Annotated in this window: 10 protein-coding genes; 5 read left to right on the forward strand and 5 right to left on the reverse strand. The window is 65.6% G+C overall.

The window, feature by feature from the left end:
* Positions 1–168 precede the first annotated feature (168 nt).
* From N2605_RS15630 to N2605_RS15645, 4 genes are all read left to right on the forward strand, one after another.
* Complete coding sequence (locus N2605_RS15630; protein WP_036022896.1) at positions 169–2670, forward strand: penicillin-binding protein 1A; 2502 nt, start codon at positions 169–171, stop codon at positions 2668–2670.
* A gap of 107 nt (positions 2671–2777) precedes the next feature.
* Positions 2778–3909, forward strand: a protein-coding gene (prfB, locus tag N2605_RS15635; RefSeq protein WP_260347208.1) for a peptide chain release factor 2 whose coding sequence is annotated in 2 segments (ribosomal slippage) — positions 2778–2846 and positions 2848–3909 — 1131 coding nt in all. Because the reading frame shifts where the segments join, the coding sequence is not laid out codon by codon here.
* A 2-nt stretch (positions 3910–3911) separates the two neighbouring features.
* Positions 3912–4793, forward strand: a complete 882-nt coding sequence (locus N2605_RS15640; protein ID WP_109143907.1) for an NAD(P)-dependent oxidoreductase — start codon at positions 3912–3914, stop codon at positions 4791–4793.
* Between the two features lie 134 nt (positions 4794–4927).
* A complete protein-coding gene (locus N2605_RS15645; protein WP_225173391.1) occupies positions 4928–5905 on the forward strand; it encodes a DMT family transporter in 978 nt (325 codons plus the stop codon).
* On the opposite strand, the gene N2605_RS15650 is transcribed toward N2605_RS15645, so the two are convergent.
* Entirely contained in the window at positions 5892–7247 is a 1356-nt protein-coding gene (locus N2605_RS15650; protein ID WP_260347209.1) for a M23 family metallopeptidase, read from the reverse strand. The two genes, N2605_RS15645 and N2605_RS15650, sit on opposite strands and share 14 nt — an antisense overlap.
* A 111-nt stretch (positions 7248–7358) precedes the next feature.
* Positions 7359–8060, reverse strand: coding sequence for a peroxiredoxin (locus tag N2605_RS15655; protein WP_225113980.1), 702 nt, complete (start codon positions 8058–8060; stop codon positions 7359–7361).
* A gap of 195 nt (positions 8061–8255) precedes the next feature.
* On the opposite strand from N2605_RS15655, the gene N2605_RS15660 reads away from it, so the two are divergent.
* A complete protein-coding gene (locus N2605_RS15660; protein ID WP_260347210.1) occupies positions 8256–12062 on the forward strand; it encodes a DUF3971 domain-containing protein in 3807 nt (1268 codons plus the stop codon).
* Positions 12063–12219: 157 nt separating this feature from the next.
* Here N2605_RS15660 and N2605_RS15665 read toward each other — a convergent pair whose 3' ends face one another.
* The 3 genes from N2605_RS15665 to N2605_RS15675 all read right to left on the reverse strand — a co-directional run bounded on the left by N2605_RS15665 (position 12220) and on the right by N2605_RS15675 (position 16205).
* Positions 12220–13914, reverse strand: coding sequence for a methyl-accepting chemotaxis protein (locus N2605_RS15665; RefSeq protein WP_260347211.1), 1695 nt, complete (start codon positions 13912–13914; stop codon positions 12220–12222).
* A 392-nt stretch (positions 13915–14306) separates the two neighbouring features.
* A complete protein-coding gene (locus N2605_RS15670; protein WP_036000011.1) occupies positions 14307–14717 on the reverse strand; it encodes a DoxX family protein in 411 nt (136 codons plus the stop codon).
* A gap of 228 nt (positions 14718–14945) precedes the next feature.
* Positions 14946–16205: an MFS transporter gene (locus tag N2605_RS15675; RefSeq protein ID WP_260347450.1), complete on the reverse strand. Its 1260-nt coding sequence runs from the start codon at positions 16203–16205 to the stop codon at positions 14946–14948.
* Positions 16206–16244 lie beyond the last annotated feature (39 nt).

Below are 16244 nucleotides of genomic sequence, written 5' to 3' on the forward strand. Positions count from 1 at the left end.
AACCGGTAGAGGGTTCCGGAATCGGCGAGAACCTGTTCGGCAAGCGTCTTAAGTCCGGCCTCGATGTGATTGCGTAAGCCGGTGAATTCGCGGCGTGAGGTTGGTACCGTTTTGTGTGCCAAAGGGCTGATACTGGGCTGATCCAGAGTTTGAACGGATAAACAGATAATGCGCTTGCTGGTGCGGTTCATGGGCTTCCTGTTCGCCGCGGGAACAGTGGTGTTCCTTGTTGGCGTCGGGGCCGTGGCAGGCCTGATCTGGCATTTCTCCAAGGACTTGCCGGACTACTCTCAGCTTCAGGATTACGAGCCGCCGGTGATGACGCGTGTGCACGCGGTCGACGGTTCGCTGGTCGGCGAATACGCCAAGGAGCGGCGGCTGTATCTGCCGATCCAGGCGGTGCCGAAGCTCGTGATCAACGCCTTCCTCGCGGCCGAGGACAAGAATTTCTACGAGCATGGCGGCATCGACTACACCGGCATGGCTCGCGCAGGCCTGCTCTATCTGCAGAACTACGGCTCCAACCGCCGTCCGCAGGGTGCGTCCACGATCACGCAGCAGGTCGCCAAGAACTTCCTGCTCACCAACGAGGTCTCCTTCTCACGCAAGATCAAGGAAGCCTTGCTGGCGATGCGCATCGAGAAGACCTATTCGAAGGACAAAATCCTCGAACTGTATCTCAACGAGATCTATCTCGGCCTCGGCGCCTACGGCATCGCGGCGGCCTCGCTGGTCTATTTCGACAAGTCGGTGAACGAGCTGACGGTGGCGGAAGCGTCCTATCTGGCGGCGCTGCCGAAGATGCCGGCGACGCTGCATCCGGTCCGCAACCGCGACCGCGCCATCGAGCGCCGCAATTACGTGATCGACCGTCTCGTGGAAAACGGTTGGATCAAGCAGGCCGACGCCGACAAGTCGCGCAAGGAGCCGCTCGCCGTCACCAGCCGTTCCAACGGCGCCCACACCTTTGCCGGCGAATATTTCGCCGAGGAAGTCCGCCGCGACATTTTCGAGCGCTACGGCGAGAAGAAGCTCTACGAGGGTGGCCTGTCGGTTCGCACCACGCTCGATCCGAAGATTCAGGTCATGGCGCGCAAGGCCATGGTCGCCGGCCTCGTGAATTATGACGAGCAGCAGGGTTATCGCGGCGCCATCAGCAAGCTCGACATCTCGGGCGACTGGGGCGTGAAGCTCGCCGAGATCAAGTCGCTGTCCGACATCTCGCCTTGGCGCATGGCGGTAGTGCTGGAGACCAGCGATCAGTCGGCACGGATCGGCTTTCAGCCTGGCCGCGAGCTCGGCGGCGCGGTGAGCAAGCAGCGCGAGACCGGCATCGTGACGGTCGACGGCGTGCGCTGGGCGCGGGCGCTGCAGGGCGGCACGAGAGGCAAGACGCCGACAGCGGTGTCGCAGGTGCTCCAGCCCGGCGACGTCATCTATGCCGATCCCCTCTACAAGGACGGCCACCCCGTCGAGGGCCAGTACCGGCTTCGCCAGATTCCGGAAGTCTCCGGCGCGATGGTGGCGATGGATCCCTGGACCGGCCGCGTGCTCGCGATGGTCGGCGGTTTCTCGTTCGACCAGAGCCAGTTCAATCGCGCCACGCAGGCCTACCGGCAGCCCGGTTCGTCGTTCAAGCCGATCGTCTATTCGGCCGCGCTCGACAACGGCTACACGCCCTCGACCGTCGTGCTCGACGCGCCCATCGAGATCGACCAGGGGCAGGGCGCCGGCGTGTGGCGGCCTGAAAACTTCTCCTCGGGCAAGTTCCAGGGACCGGTGACGCTGCGCAATGCGCTGCGGCAATCGCTCAATACCGTGACGGTGCGCCTCGCGCAGGACATCGGCATGCCCCTGATCGGCGAATATTCCCGCCGCTTCGGCGTCTATGACGAACTGCCGAACTATCTCTCCTACGCGCTCGGCGCCGGCGAGACCACGGCGATGCGCATGGTCACGGCGTACTCGATGCTCGCCAATGGCGGCCGCCGCGTGAAGCCGACGCTGATCGACCGCATCCAGGACCGTTACGGCCGCACCATCTTCAAGCACGACCAGCGCGAATGCCGCGGCTGCGACGCGCCGGGCGGCTGGAAGAACCAGCCCGAGCCGCAGCTGATCGACCGCCGCGAGCAGGTGCTGGATTCCATGACCGCCTATCAGATCACCGAGCTGATGGAGGGTGTGGTGCAGTCCGGTACGGCCACGGTGATCAAGGAGGTCGGCAAGCCCGTCGCCGGCAAGACCGGCACCACCAACGAGGCCAAGGACGCCTGGTTCGTCGGCTTCTCGCCGGACATCGCAGTCGCAGTTTACATGGGCTACGACAAGCCTCGTCCGCTCGGTAAGGGCAATGCCGCGACCGGCGGTCATCTCGCTGCTCCGATCGTGCGTGACTTCCTCAAGCTCGCGCTCGCCGACAAGCCCGCGGTCCCGTTCAAGGTGCCCGCCGGCATCAAGCTCGTTCGCGTCGTCGCCAAGACCGGCATGCGCGCCGGCCCCGGCGAGACCGGCGGAACGATCCTCGAAGCCTTCAAGCCCGGCACGGCGCCGCCGGACAATTATTCGGTCATCGGCGTTGCCGACGCCGACGGGCGCGGCATGCCGGTGCAGCAGCAGCAGCCGGATTCCGGCTTCCTCTTCCGGCCGGGCACTGGCGGGTTGTGGTAGGCCGCGGATAAGGCCGGCGATCACGGTTCGGGCGGTTGCGCTTTGCGGCCGCCGCCGCTACATCCCCTCTCGAACTGCACGCGGGATTCCGCAAGACAGAGAACAACATGCGCGCCGAAATCGAACGGTTGGTAGAAGAGATCAAGCAGTCAGTCGGGCTGCTGAGGAGGCATCTTTGACGTCGAGAAATCGACGGCGCGCCTCGCTGAGCTGAACAAGCTCGCAGAAGATCCCAATCTCTGGAACGACCCTCAGAAAGCCCAGAAGCTGATGCAGGAGCGCACCTCGCTGGAGGATTCGCTCTCAGGCATCGGCAAGGTCGAGCAGGAGCTCGAAGACGGCATCGGCATGATCGAGCTCGGCGAGGCCGAGGGCGATGACGGCGTCGTCGCCGAAGCCGAAGCTGCCCTGAAGAACCTCAAGAAGGAAGTGGCGCGGCGCGAGCTCGAGGCACTGCTCTCGGGCGAAGCCGACCGCTTCGATTCCTATCTCGAAGTCCACGCCGGCGCCGGCGGCACCGAGAGCCAGGACTGGGCGCAGATGCTCCTGCGCATGTATACGCGCTGGGCCGAAACCCACGGCTTCAAGGTCGAGTATCTCGAAGAGTCCGAGGGCGAAGAGGCCGGCATCAAGTCGGCGACCATCCAGGTCTCCGGTCACAACGCCTACGGCTGGCTGAAGACTGAAGCCGGCGTGCATCGGCTGGTGCGCATCTCGCCATTCGATTCCAACGCGCGGCGGCACACCTCGTTCTCGAGCGTGCAGGTGTTCCCCGTCATCGACGACAGCATCAAGATCGACATCAAGGAATCCGACGTCCGCGTCGACACGATGCGATCGGGCGGTGCCGGCGGCCAGCACGTCAACAAGACCGAATCCGCGGTGCGCCTGACGCATATCCCGACCGGCGTCGCCGTGGTCTGCCAGGCCGGCCGCTCCCAGCACAAGAACCGGGCGCAGGCCTGGGACATGCTGCGCGCGCGTCTGTACGAGATCGAGCTGAAGAAGCGCGAGGAGAAAGCCGCCGCCGACCAGGCCGCCAAGACCGATATCGGCTGGGGCCACCAGATCCGCTCCTACGTGCTGCAGCCCTATCAGATGGTGAAGGATTTGCGCACGGGCGTGCAGACTTCCGACACATCGGGCGTGCTCAATGGCGAGCTCGACGAGTTCATGGCCGCGACCTTGGCGCAGCGCGCCTTCGGCACCACCGCCGGCGACGTCGAGGACGTGGACTAGCCATGTCCCGAATCGCCTTCATCGGGCTTGGGCGGATGGGCCATGGCATGGCCGGCCGCTATCTCGATGCCGGCTTCACGGTAACGATCTGGAATCGCAGCAAGGCAAAGGCCGAGGACCTGATCGCGCGCGGCGCGATTTGGGCGACCTCGCCGGAGGATGCCGCGATCGATGCCGACGCGGTCGTGACCATGGTCGCCGACGACGAGGCCTCGCGCGCGGTCTGGCTCGGGCCTGACGGCGCCGCCAAGACGGCGAAGGCCGGCACCATCGCGATCGAATGCTCCACCGTCTCCTATGACCATTCCCGTGAGATGGGCCGCGAGCTCAACGCGCGCGGGCTGATCTATATCGACTGCCCGGTGACGGGATTGCCGGACGCGGCGGCGGCCGGGAAGTTGACGCTCTTGGTTGGCGCCGACGCGGCCGATCTCGAGCGCGCGCGGCCCTATCTGACGCCGATCGGCTCGACCATCCGCCATTTCGGCGCGGTCGGCTCCGGCACGGTCTACAAGCTGATCAACAATCTCATGGGCGCGATCCAGATCGCCGGCCTCGCCGAGGGCCTTGCGATTGCCGAGCAGGCCGGGCTCGACATGAACCTGGTGCTGGAATCGATCCAGGCAGGCGTCGCGGCAAGCCCGCAGGTAGCGCGTCACTCCAAGCGCATGGTCGCCCGCGATTTCAGCGGCGCGACCTTCACCGCAGCGCTGCGGCACAAGGATGCCGCCTACGCCGTGAAGCTCGCCGAGAGCCTGCTCGCGGGCAAGCCGCTGGTCGCGCGCGCCGCGGTCGAGGCGTACGCGCAGGCGAAAGCGGTGATGCCGGACGATGATGAAGGCAGGATGATCGAGCTGGTGTCGCGGCCGAAGAAGCCATCCTAGTCAAACCGCGCTAACCGGTGCCCCTCAGTCACTCCATTCGCGCCGAGCATCGGTTTGTAAACCGGGACCTCGTCAGAAATCGGGTGGCGACATTGATCGCACCGTTCTAGGCCATGGGGCTGAGGTAAGACCCCATGCCCGACAATGACCACCGGATCGATGCACGCGACTGGTCGTTGCTCGCTCTGCTCTCGATCCTCTGGGGCGGCTCGTTCTTCTTCAACGGCGCAGCCTTGCGGGAATTGCCGCCGCTCACACTGGTGTTTTTGCGCGTCGCGCTCGGCGCTGCAATGCTGCTGCCGCTGCTGCGCGCACATGGCATCGGCTTTCCCAGGAGCTGGACGGGCTGGGCGCCGTTCATTGCGATCGGGCTGCTCAACAACGTCGTCCCGTTTTCGCTGATCGCGATCGGCCAAACTTTCATTCCGAGTGGGCTGGCCTCGATCCTGAACGCGACCACGCCGATGTTCACGGTGGCCGTGATGATTGCAGCGGGCCAGGAGGCCTTGCAGATGCGCCGCCTGGCCGGGGTGGCGTTGGGCTTTGTCGGCGTGATCCTGCTGCGCGGATGGGGCTTCGAGACCAGGCCGGGACAGGGGCTCGGCATTCTGCTCTGCCTCGGCGGGGCACTGAGCTACGGCTTTGCGGCGCTGGCTGCGCGGCGCTTGCTGAAGGACGCAGCGCCGCTGGGGACGGCGACGTTTCAATTGATGTCATCCACGGTGATGATAGCGGTCGTAGCCGGCGTCGTGGAGCAGCCTTGGCAGTTACCGATGCCGAGCCTCACGACCTGGCTCGCCGTGCTCGGCCTCGCCGCGCTGTCGACGGCGCTCGCCTACATCGTCTTCTTCCAGATCGTGCGGCGCTCGGGTGCGAGCAACGTGATGCTGGTGACGCTGCTCATTCCCGTCACCGCCATCCTGCTGGGCTGGCTGGTGCTGGATGAGCCGATCTCCGGCCGCGAGATCGCCGGCTCGATCGTCATCGCCAGCGCGCTGCTGGTGATTGATGGGCGTGCATTCAGCTTACTGCGCAAGCTCTCGGCCGCCATCTCTGGCTCTAGGGAAGCTCTGCGCTGCGAAACTGAAAAGCGCGGGCCTAACCCGCGCTGAGCCGCACGCCGGCGCGCAGGAATTTCTGTGGATCGACCGCTTCACCTTCGATGCGGGTCTCATAATGCAGGTGCGGACCGGTGGAGCGGCCGGTCGAGCCGACGAGGCCGATGACCTGGCCGATCTTCACGACTTCGCCGACCCTGACGTTGATCTCGGAGAGATGGCCGTAGCGGGTCGAAAGCCCGTTGCCGTGGTCGACCTCGACCATGCGGCCGTAGCCGCCGGACCATCCGGCGGAAACCACCTTGCCGTAGGCGGTGACGCGGACGGGATCACCGCTGGCGGCGCGGAAATCAAGGCCGGTGTGCATCGCGGGCCGACCCAGGAAAGGATCGCTGCGCACGCCAAAGCCCGAGGTGAACTCGACCTCGCCAATGACGGGCTTGCGATACGGCACCAACGCCAGCGTGCGGTTGAGACGGTCCATCTCGGCGCGCGTGGTGTGGATGCGGTGGAGCTGCTTCTCGAACGGTCCGGCATTCGCCGTCAGCTTGACCGGGACGAACGGTCCGCCCATCGCACTGCGCGGCACGGCGGCTTCGAGATGGGCAAGGTTCAGGCCGAGGTCGCTGACCACGCTGCGCATCCGGCGCATGCGCGAATCCATGCTTTCCTCGACCGCGTTGAGCGTCGCCATCTGGCGCCGCTCGACCTGATCAAGCGAGGTCGTGAGCCGGACCAGCACGTTGTCGAAACCGCGGTTCTTGGCAAACTGGCTGGTCGGCGTTGCCGCAACGCTCGGCGCGCGCGATTCGAGGCGCGCTTCGCGATCCGGTGGCGCCACGAAGATCACGGTGTCGCTGATGGGCGACGGTTTTGGCGTGGTCGGGCTTGCATCGCTGCGCTGCGGAGCGGCGCGGGGAATCGAGCCGGTCACGTCGGGCATGGCGCCGAGCGCCGTGGCCCGGGACTCGAGCGCCGTCTGGCGCTTCATGATCTGGTCGAGCTTTTGGTCGAACTGCTCCTGGTCGAGCAATTGACGGCTGGTGGTGCGATCGATCTTGGCGCGCAGCTCGGCGATGCGGTCCTCATAGGCGTATTGCATCTCGGCCTGGCGGGCGATCAGCCGGGTCAGGACGTCGTCACGGAACGCGAAATAGGTGGCGGTGGCGGCCGACCACAGCCCGAGCAGCACCACGGTGCCGACCACGATCCAGAACACCACGGGTCCGAAGCGGACCTGCTTGCCGGCATGCACGATGGTGTAGGCATCGTCGGTGGCGGGCAGGGAAATCGCGGTTACCGCCGCCGGGGCACCCAGAGGGCGCCGGAAGGCGCGTCCGTGATCGTGAGGATGATGTTGGGGGTACTGCGAGTATTGGGCAGAACTTTTCGACATCGGCACTCCCGCGCCGGTCGGATGGGTTCCTTGCGGCTCAATTGCCGCCGCAATCTGGGCCGCTCATGGTTAATTTTCCGCAAATGGGAACGCGCGAATTTAAAGGATTGGTTAAAGGCTCCTTGCCGCCTCCAGCACTTCGTCGGCATGGCCATCGACCCGGACATTGCGCCAGATCCGCGCGACTTTACCGTCAGTCCCGACCAGCACCGTGGTGCGAAGGATCCCAAGGAAGCTCTTGCCATACATGGACTTTTCGCCCCAGGCCCCATAAGCCTCCAGCATCTCATGCGTCTCGTCCGAGATGAGGGGGACGCCGAGCTTGTGCTTGTCGCGAAACTTCTCCTGGGCCCTTAACGGATCGGCGGAGATGCCGAGCACGGCGGTGCCGGCGGCCGCGAAGGCGCCCGCCAGGCGCGTGAAGTCGATCGCCTCCCGCGTGCAGCCGGGGGTGTCGGCGCGGGGGTAGAAGAACAGGACGAGCTTTCGGCCGGCGTAGTCGGCGAGCGTGACCACGTCGCCGCCATCGCGCGGCAGGCGGAAGGCCGGGGCCTTTTGGCCCTCGGCCAAGCCGGACTTCAAGCCCGACTTGGCGGCAGCCGGAGAAGAGGCGGATTTGGAGGATTTTAACTGTTTCGATGCGGCCTTATGTGATCCTGCTTTTGCTACGGTCGCAGCTGATTTGCGTGCCGGTGTGCGCTGCGTTTTCGCGGATCTTGTTTGAGTCGATGCCCGCGTTTTTGCGGACTTCTTTTCAGCGGTCGGACTGCCGGAGGGCGTTTTGGACGATTTCTTTCGGGATTTCTTGGACATACGCCTTCCTTTCGACGCTTTCGGCAGGTCAACCGAAGCGGTATTGCAGCTCTTGTCCGGCGAGCCGGAATCGTGCCCTCGGCTGGGCAAGTCTGGCGACGCCGGAGTATGGTTACAAGGAATTCCACGCACCACCCCACTGCTCGTTGAACGCGCTCCCGGGGCGAAATGACGAACAGCAGGAATATTCGAGGTATGGCGGCAGTGCCGGCGCAGGGAGCATCACTTCCCGCGAACGGCTGCGGTCCCGGCGGCGCTCAGTCCTATGACGGGCGCCTGTATCGAGAGGCAATGGCAAGGAATACGTCGCCCCAGGACTACAACCGGGATTTTGATCGGCGCGGCGGCCAACTCGAGCCGCAGGAATGGGACGACGCCGACTGGGATCCGGATCAGGAAGCGGCTGCGCGCAATCGCGCACGCCGGTTGCTGGCGCGTTCCGGTTCGGGCTTTCTTCGCTTCGGTGGTGGATTTAGCGCGCTGCGCCGCTGGACGGGTGGGGGACGCTGGCTGAAGCGCCTGGCGGTGGCCGTCGCCACCGTCATCGTCATTTTCATCGGCTGTTTCGGTGCGCTGTGGTGGCGGCTCGGTGCCGGTCCCATCAGTCTGGACATCGCAACGCCGTGGCTCGCAGCCGCGATCGAGGACAATATCGGCCACGGCAACACCGTTGAGGTCGGCGGCACCCAGATCGAGCGGGCCGGCCGGGTCCGCGTCGCCGTCCGCATCCGAGACATCATCGTTCGCGACCGCGATCACGCCGTCGTCGCCAGCGCGCCGAAGGCCGAGGTGAGGCTGTCGGGTGCGGCCCTCCTGATGGGGCACCTGCGTGCCGAGAGTCTTAACCTGGTCGATGCCGAGCTCGCCATCCGCATTGCGCCCGACGGCACCGTCACCGTGTCCGCCGGCGACACCGCAAAGCCGCTGGCGACCGGTGTCGCGTCCAAGAAGGACGCGGGCCTGCCGCCGACATTCCCGCGCAGCGGTGTTCCCCCGCCGCCCTTCGCGACCGCGCCTGCGAGCCCGGACGCATCGCAGGCCGCGCCGCAGGCGACCGCGCAGAGCGGCATCCTTCAGGGCCTGGACTGGCTCGACAGCCTGAGCATGACGGGCCTCGACGGTCAGAACCTCAACGAGATCGGTCTGAAGAACGGCGTCCTGATCGTCGACGATCAGCAGCGCGGCAGCAAATGGTCGTTCGAGAACATCACGCTCAGCCTGCGCCGGCCGAGTCGCGGCGGCGTCGCGCTCAGCCTCGGCGAGCAGGGCGCGCGCCCGTGGATGCTGCGCGCCACGATCGGCCCGGCCGAGAACGGCGTGCGCTCGGTCGACATCAAGGCCGACAAGGTCTCGACCTCCAACATCCTGCTGGCGCTGCGGGTGAAGGACCTCACCTACACCGCCGACCTGCCGCTGACGGGCGAGCTCAAGGGCGAGCTCGGCCGCGACGGCGTGCCGACCTTCTTCCGCGGCAAGATCGCGGCCGGCGCCGGCAACATCATCGATACCGACACGCCCGACTACCCGATGGCAATCGACTCGGCCGAGATCAACGTCGAGTGGGATGCGAACCGGCGGGTGCTGGTCGCGCCGTTCAAGGTTCTCTCCGGCGCGAACCGCCTGACGCTGCTGGCCCATCTCGAGCCACCCAACGGCAACATCAACGACTGGCAGCTCGGCTTCAGCGGCGGGTCGATCCTGCTCGGCGGCATCGACAACGAGCCGCCGCTCGTCTTCAACCGCATTGCGATCGGCTTCCGCTTCGACGCCGACCACAAGCGCATCCTGCTGACACAGGCCGACGTCTCCAACGGCGAGATCGGCGTCGCCGGCACCGGCGCCCTCGACTATTCGGGCGAGCCGCGGCTCACCCTCGGTTTTGCGGGCACGCCGATGTCGGCCTCCGCCTTGAAGCGGATGTGGCCGACGCTGATCGTCCCCGAATTGCGTGAATGGGTGATAGAACGGATCGAGCGCGGCACGCTCCAGCGCATTGAGATCGGCGTCAACTCGCCGACCAGGAACCTGCCGCGCAAGGGTCCGCCCATTCCGGACGACGGCCTGTCGGTCAACATCGTGGCGAGCGGCGTTGCGGTCCGGCCCGTGGACGGCATGCCGGTGGTGCGCGATGCCGATCTGAAGGCGCGCGTGACCGGTCGCACCGCGACCGTCAACATCGGGCAGGGCATTGCCGATACCCCCGCGGGCCGCAAGGTCACGATCTCCGATTTCGTCTTCGAGGTGCCCGACATGGCGCCCAAGCCGTCGCCGTCGCGGAGCAGGTTCCGTGTCGAAGGGCCGGTGCCCGCGGCCGCTGAAATGCTCGCCAATGATCGGCTGAGCGACCTGTCGGCGACCGTCGTCGATCCCAACACCAGCAAGGGAACGTTCTCGGCGAACATCCAGCTCGGCATGCCGGTCAAGGGCGAGCTGACCAAGGCCGACACCACCTACGCCGTCACCGCCGATCTCAACGGTTTTGCCGCCGACAAGCTGGTGATGAACCAGAAGCTGGAAGCCAACAACCTCAAGATATCAGCCAACAACCAGGGCTATCAGGTCAGGGGCGACGTCAAGATCAACGGCCAGGCGGCCTCGCTCGATTATCGCAAGCCGGCCGAGGGCGACGCGGATGTCAGGCTGCAGGCGACGCTGGACGATGCCAGCCGCGCGCGGCTCGGCTTCGATCTCAGCCCCGCCGTCATCGGATCGTTGCCGATCAAGCTGTCGGGCAAGATCGCGAGCGGCGCGGATCAGACGACGAAGCTCGGCGTCGAGGCCGATCTGACCTCGGTCAGGCTCGACAACATCCTGCCTGGCTGGGTCAAGCTGCCGGGCAAGTCCGGCAAGGCCAGCTTCAAGGTGGTGCCGACGGCGCAATCGACGCGTTTCGAGGACATCGTCATCGAAGGCGGCGGCGCCTCGATCAAGGGCTCGCTCGAGCTCGACGCGAACAGCGATCTCGTGAACGCGAACTTCCCGACCTACGCGCCGTCCGACGGCGACAAGGCCTCGCTCAGGGTGGAGCGCAGCCAGGACGGTGTGCTGCGCGGCACCATGCGTGGCGACGTGTTCGACGGCCGCGGCTTCCTGAAGTCGGCGATCTCAGGCAATTCCAAGGACGACAAGAACAAGCTGAAGAACGTCGATTTCGACATCGACGTGAAGCTCGGTGCCGTCGCCGGCTTCAACGGCGAGGCCATGCGCAGCCTCGATGCCAAGATGTCGAAGCGCAATGGGGCTATCAAGGCGTTCACGCTGAGCGGCAAGATCGGCCGCGACACGCCTGTCGCTGCCGACCTGCGCGGCGGCCGTGCCCAGGGCAACCGCGAGGTGATCTACCTGCAGACCAACGACGCCGGCGCGCTGCTCCGCTTCACCGACACCTACACCAAGGCGGTCGGCGGCCAGATGGTGGTCGCGATGGAGCCGCCGTCTTCCGAGCCGAACGCCGCGCGCGAGGGCCTGATCAATGTCCGCGACTTCACCGTGAAGGGCGAGGCGCAGCTCGAACGCGTTGCCGCCGGCGCGCCGAACGGGACCGGGAATGGCGTCTCCTTCAGCGCACTTCGCGCCGAGTTCACGCGGCAGAACGGTGCGCTCACGGTCCGTGACGGCGTGGTCAAGGGGCCGATGATCGGTGCCACCATCGAGGGCTCGATCGACTATCCCGGCAACCAGGTCTGCATGAGCGGCACCTTCGTGCCGATGTACGGCGTCAACAACATCTTCGGCCAGATCCCGCTGTTCGGCATCTTCCTCGGTGGCGGCAACAATGAGGGGCTGATCGGCGTGACCTACGAGGTCGTCGGCACGCCAGCCGCGCCCGTGATGCGCGTCAATCCGATCTCGGCGATGGCGCCGGGCCTGTTCCGCAAGATCTTCGAGTTCAACACCGGCAAGCAGAACTCGCCATTCGAGGAATTCCCATCGCATTCGAACGACGGCTCGACCGGATCGACGCGCCAGCTGTCGAGCGGTTGCACCCTCGCGCGGCGGTAGCCACGCACATTTCCAGGTGCACGTCATGCCCGGGCTTGTCCCGGGCATCCACGTTCTTCGTGCGGCGCGGCCAAAAACGTGGATGGCCGGGACAAGCCCGGCCATGACGAATGTGGCGATGCTTTCGCGCCAAACGTTTTGAGGCTGGAGCGGGGCGTCAGGCCGCGCGCACGCCCTTCAGGAATGTTCCGACTTCGCCGGAGAGCTGCTCGGCCTGCTTGGAGAGGTTGCTGGCTGCAGCGAGCACCATGCCGGCAGCGTTGCCGGTCTCGTTGGCTGCGGTGGAGACGCCGCCGATATTGGTGGTGACCTCCTTGGTCGCCTCCGCGGTCTGCGAGACGCTGCGGGCGATCTCGGCGGTGGCGGCGCCTTGCTCCTCGATGGCCGCGCCGATCGAGGTGGCGATGCGGCTGACCTCCTCGATGGTGGCGGTGATGCCGCCGATCGCATCGACAGCTTCCTTGGTGGCGCCCTGGATCTGGGCGATCTTGTCGCCGATCTCGCGGGTGGCTTCCGCGGTCTGGCTCGCCAGCGACTTCACCTCGGAAGCGACCACGGCAAAGCCGCGGCCGGCTTCGCCGGCGCGGGCGGCCTCGATGGTGGCGTTGAGCGCGAGCAGGTTGGTCTGCGCCGCGATGTTGGAGATCAGCTCGGCGACATGCTCGATCTGCTGGGCGCCGTCCGAGAGTGCGCGCACGATGGTGTCGGTGCGGCGGGCGCTGTCCACCGCACGTCCCGTGACCTCGGCCGATTGCGCGACCTGGCGGCTGATCTCGGTGATGGAGGAGGAGAGCTCCTCGGCGGCGGAGGCGACGGTCTGGACGCGCTGGCTGGCCTCATTGGCGGCCGAGCCGACCACGGCGGCGCGGCGATTGGTGCCTTCGGCGGTCGACGACATCGACTTGGCCGTGGTCTCCAATTCACCGGAGCCGGAGGCCATCAGGCCGACGAGCTGGCCGACGGAGGCATCGAAGCGGTCGGCAAGGGCGATCAGGGCCTCGCGCTTCTCCTGCTCGCTGCGGGCCTTGGCCGCGACCTGCGCGGCCTCCAGCGTGCGGGCCGTGAGCGCGGTCTGCCTGAGGATTTCGAGCGTCTCGGCCATGCGGCCGATCTCGTCGCCGCGGTCGGTCTCCTCGACCGGCTTGTCGATGGCGCCTTCGGAAATCGCCTGCATGCGGTTCTTCTGACGGTCGAGCGCGCCGAGCACGTCGCGGGCGATCAGCCAGGACAGCGCCGCCATCAGCAGCATCAGGCCGATGCCGATGGCGCCAAGCTCCAGCGTCAAGGCGCGCACATCGGCGTCGATGTCGTCGACATAGAGGCCGTAGCTGATGATGACGTTCCAGGGCGCGAATTTGCGCGCGAACACGGTCTTGCGGACCGGCTCGGTCTGGCCGGGACGGGGGTAGAGATAGGAGGTGACGCCGCCCTGCGCAGTCTCGCTGCCGGCCTTGATGATGGCGTCGGCAATCAGCACGCCGTTTGAATCCTTGGCGCCGGTGATCTTGCCTTCGAGCTGCTGGTTGGCGCCGTTCACGACCAGGGAGCCGTCCGGATTGTAAACCACCGGATAGCCCTGGTTGCCGTTGAAGTTCATGCGGCGGCCGCGCTGGTGGAACAGGCTCTTGGCCTCGGCCGGCGTCAGCTTGCCGGCGGTCACTTCGTCCTGGAGCGCTTGGGCGTAGTTGTAGAGGAGTTCGACGGCGGTCCGCATCTGCTGGACGCGGTCCTCCATCATCCGGCTCTTGCTGAGCACGGCCGATACGCCGATGATGGCTGTGACCGTGAGAGCCGCGAGGCAGACCATGCTGGCAAGCTTGGTGCGGATCTTCAAATGACTCAGCAGTTTCATCACAGCCCCTACGGAATGGTTGTTATTGCTCGCACCGGTAGCATGAAGTTCTTACCAATCATGAATGGAGGCATGCGGCGGCCTGCCGCGCGGACAACGTGCGCAGGCGCGTGCGCAATGGTGCAGGCAAATCGCCGTGCAGACGGACTCCAGCCCGTCTGGGGAAGGGAATCGATCTTGGGTTTTGGCAGCTAGACCGTCTGGACGGACCTGCAATGAATCGATTCGTTCATCGCATCATCATGTCTCTGCTGCTCGTCGCGGCCCTCGTTCTGATCTGGAACGTGCTGGGCGCGCGCTGAGACGGCACCGGAGATCTGCCGGCGCCATCCTCGTGCTTAGCGGATGAGATGTGCTTCAGCGGGGCGCGGATGCGCCCGCCGGTCCGGCGGCTATTTCTTGCCCATCGCTGCGTCGACGCTGACCGGGCCTCCGCCCGCCGCCGAGAGATACAGGCAGGCGAAGCAGAACAGGATCGCCAGGGTGCCGTTGTTCAGCAGCGGCAGGAAGATCGGCGTCTCGCCCCTGAACATGTGGCCCATGAAGTAGGCGAAAGCCATTTCACCGGACAAGATGAAGGCTGCGAGGCGCGAGAACAGGCCGATCATGAGCAGCCCGCCAAGCACCAGTTCGAGCGCACCGGCGGCGCCGTAAAGCGACATCAGCTCGACCTTGGCGAACATTGGGACAGCCGGAAACTTGAACAGCTTGGCGACGCCGTACTGGAACAGCAGCAGGCCGGTGATGAAGCGAAACAGGCTCAGGAGAACCGGTTGAAAGCGAGTAAGATAGGGAAAGTCCATTGGTTTGCCCTCCATCCAATGCTGGACCCAATGCTGCGACTTGGACCGCATTCGCTTCCGCCTCGCAAGCCACCAGGATCAATTCAGCGCTGACATTTTCGTCATGTCGGACAAAACACCGCAAGGCGCCGCCACCAGCTGCATGCGACCCTCTTTTTTGCACGTTCGCCTCGCGCTCGTCCGTAGGATTCCGGTGAAACCAGGGTGTGCAGGTTACGTCGGGGAGACCTACTCCCGCAAAGCAGGGACGACCAGGAACGGAATCATTCCGAGGATCACGCTCGCAAGTGCGAAGACGAGCAGGAGATCGTAGCCGTGCGTGGCATCGTGGATCAGGCCGCCGCTCCATGAACCGAAGGCCGAGCCGAGGCCGCTGCCGATCGAGATCGTGCCGAAGATGGTGCCGACGCGTTTGCCGCGAAAGATCTTCATGGCGGTGGCGCTGATCAGCGGCCCGCGGGAGCCCATCATGCTGCCGAAGCAGACGACGAAACCGGTGAGCAGAATGACGTTCGGATAGTACTGCAGCAGCCAGAGCAGAACGATGCCGAGAATCGAGATCGCGTAGCTGAGCAGCACCGACGGCCGCCGTCCGATCAGGCCGTCGAGCGCGGAGACGCCGAGCATGCCGAACACCAGCACGATTCCGGAGAAGCCCCAGGCGGTCGCAGCCTGGAGCGGCGGAAAGCCGGCGTCGATCAGATAGGCCACGATCTGCGCCGCGATCGCATACATGCCGACCGCGGTGAAGAAGAAGGTCGAGAACAGCGCCCAGAATGCGTGGTGGCGCATCGCGCTCGCAAGCGTCCAGCCGCTGTCGACGAAGTCAGGATCGCTCTTCTTGGCGACGTGCGGCGAGCCGGCCGCGAACATGCGCCAGGGCAGCAGCAGCAGGGGCGCCAGCAGCCCGAGCGCTGCAAAGCCGAACAGCTGGTAGGTCTCGCGCCAGCCGAGATGATCGATCAGGAGCTGCGAGGCCGGCAGCAAGGCCAGCACGCCGCCGCCCATCGCCGAATAGACCACCGCCATGGCGGTCGGCAGCTTTGGTCCGAACCAGCGACCGAGCAGGATCGAGTTCGGCACATTGCCGATGAAGGCAACGCCGATGCCGACGCAGATTCCGATCGAGAGCTGGAATTGCCAGAGGGCGTGCGCATGGCTCGCGATCAGAAACGCCGAACCGAGCAGGAGCAAGCCGAGCGCATAGACGAGCCGTGGCCCGGAATGATCGAACAGGCGCCCGACCAGGGGTGCAGTCATGCCGCTGACGAGCCAGGTGAGGGAGTAGATCGAGACGGCCTGGGCGCGATCCCAGCCGAGGCTTTCGGAGATCGGCTTGAGGAAGACCGTGAAGCTCTCGCTCAAGCCCCGGCCAAGAACAGCCAGCGTGAAGCAGAGGCCGAGCACGACGAGTGCGGTGCGCACCGCGTCCCGCCGGGTGACTACGGCGCTATCCTTGCTCGCTTCCTTGGGCGTGTTCTGGTCCATTGCCGTCAGGGAGCGCGCATCCGTGCGCCATGACAAGCA

Source organism: Bradyrhizobium yuanmingense, assembly GCF_025200905.1.
GTDB classification, from domain to species: domain Bacteria; phylum Pseudomonadota; class Alphaproteobacteria; order Rhizobiales; family Xanthobacteraceae; genus Bradyrhizobium; species Bradyrhizobium yuanmingense.

Coding starts and splice junctions, on each gene's coding strand:
- N2605_RS15630 (WP_036022896.1), top strand. CDS start 169: ATGCGCTTGCTGGTGCGGTTCATGGGCTTCCTGTTCGCCGCGGGAACA.
- N2605_RS15640 (WP_109143907.1), top strand. CDS start 3,912: ATGTCCCGAATCGCCTTCATCGGGCTTGGGCGGATGGGCCATGGCATG.
- N2605_RS15645 (WP_225173391.1), top strand. CDS start 4,928: ATGCCCGACAATGACCACCGGATCGATGCACGCGACTGGTCGTTGCTC.
- N2605_RS15650 (WP_260347209.1), bottom strand. CDS start 7,247: ATGTCGAAAAGTTCTGCCCAATACTCGCAGTACCCCCAACATCATCCT.
- N2605_RS15655 (WP_225113980.1), bottom strand. CDS start 8,060: ATGTCCAAGAAATCCCGAAAGAAATCGTCCAAAACGCCCTCCGGCAGT.
- N2605_RS15660 (WP_260347210.1), top strand. CDS start 8,256: ATGGCGGCAGTGCCGGCGCAGGGAGCATCACTTCCCGCGAACGGCTGC.
- N2605_RS15665 (WP_260347211.1), bottom strand. CDS start 13,914: ATGAAACTGCTGAGTCATTTGAAGATCCGCACCAAGCTTGCCAGCATG.
- N2605_RS15670 (WP_036000011.1), bottom strand. CDS start 14,717: ATGGACTTTCCCTATCTTACTCGCTTTCAACCGGTTCTCCTGAGCCTG.
- N2605_RS15675 (WP_260347450.1), bottom strand. CDS start 16,205: ATGGACCAGAACACGCCCAAGGAAGCGAGCAAGGATAGCGCCGTAGTC.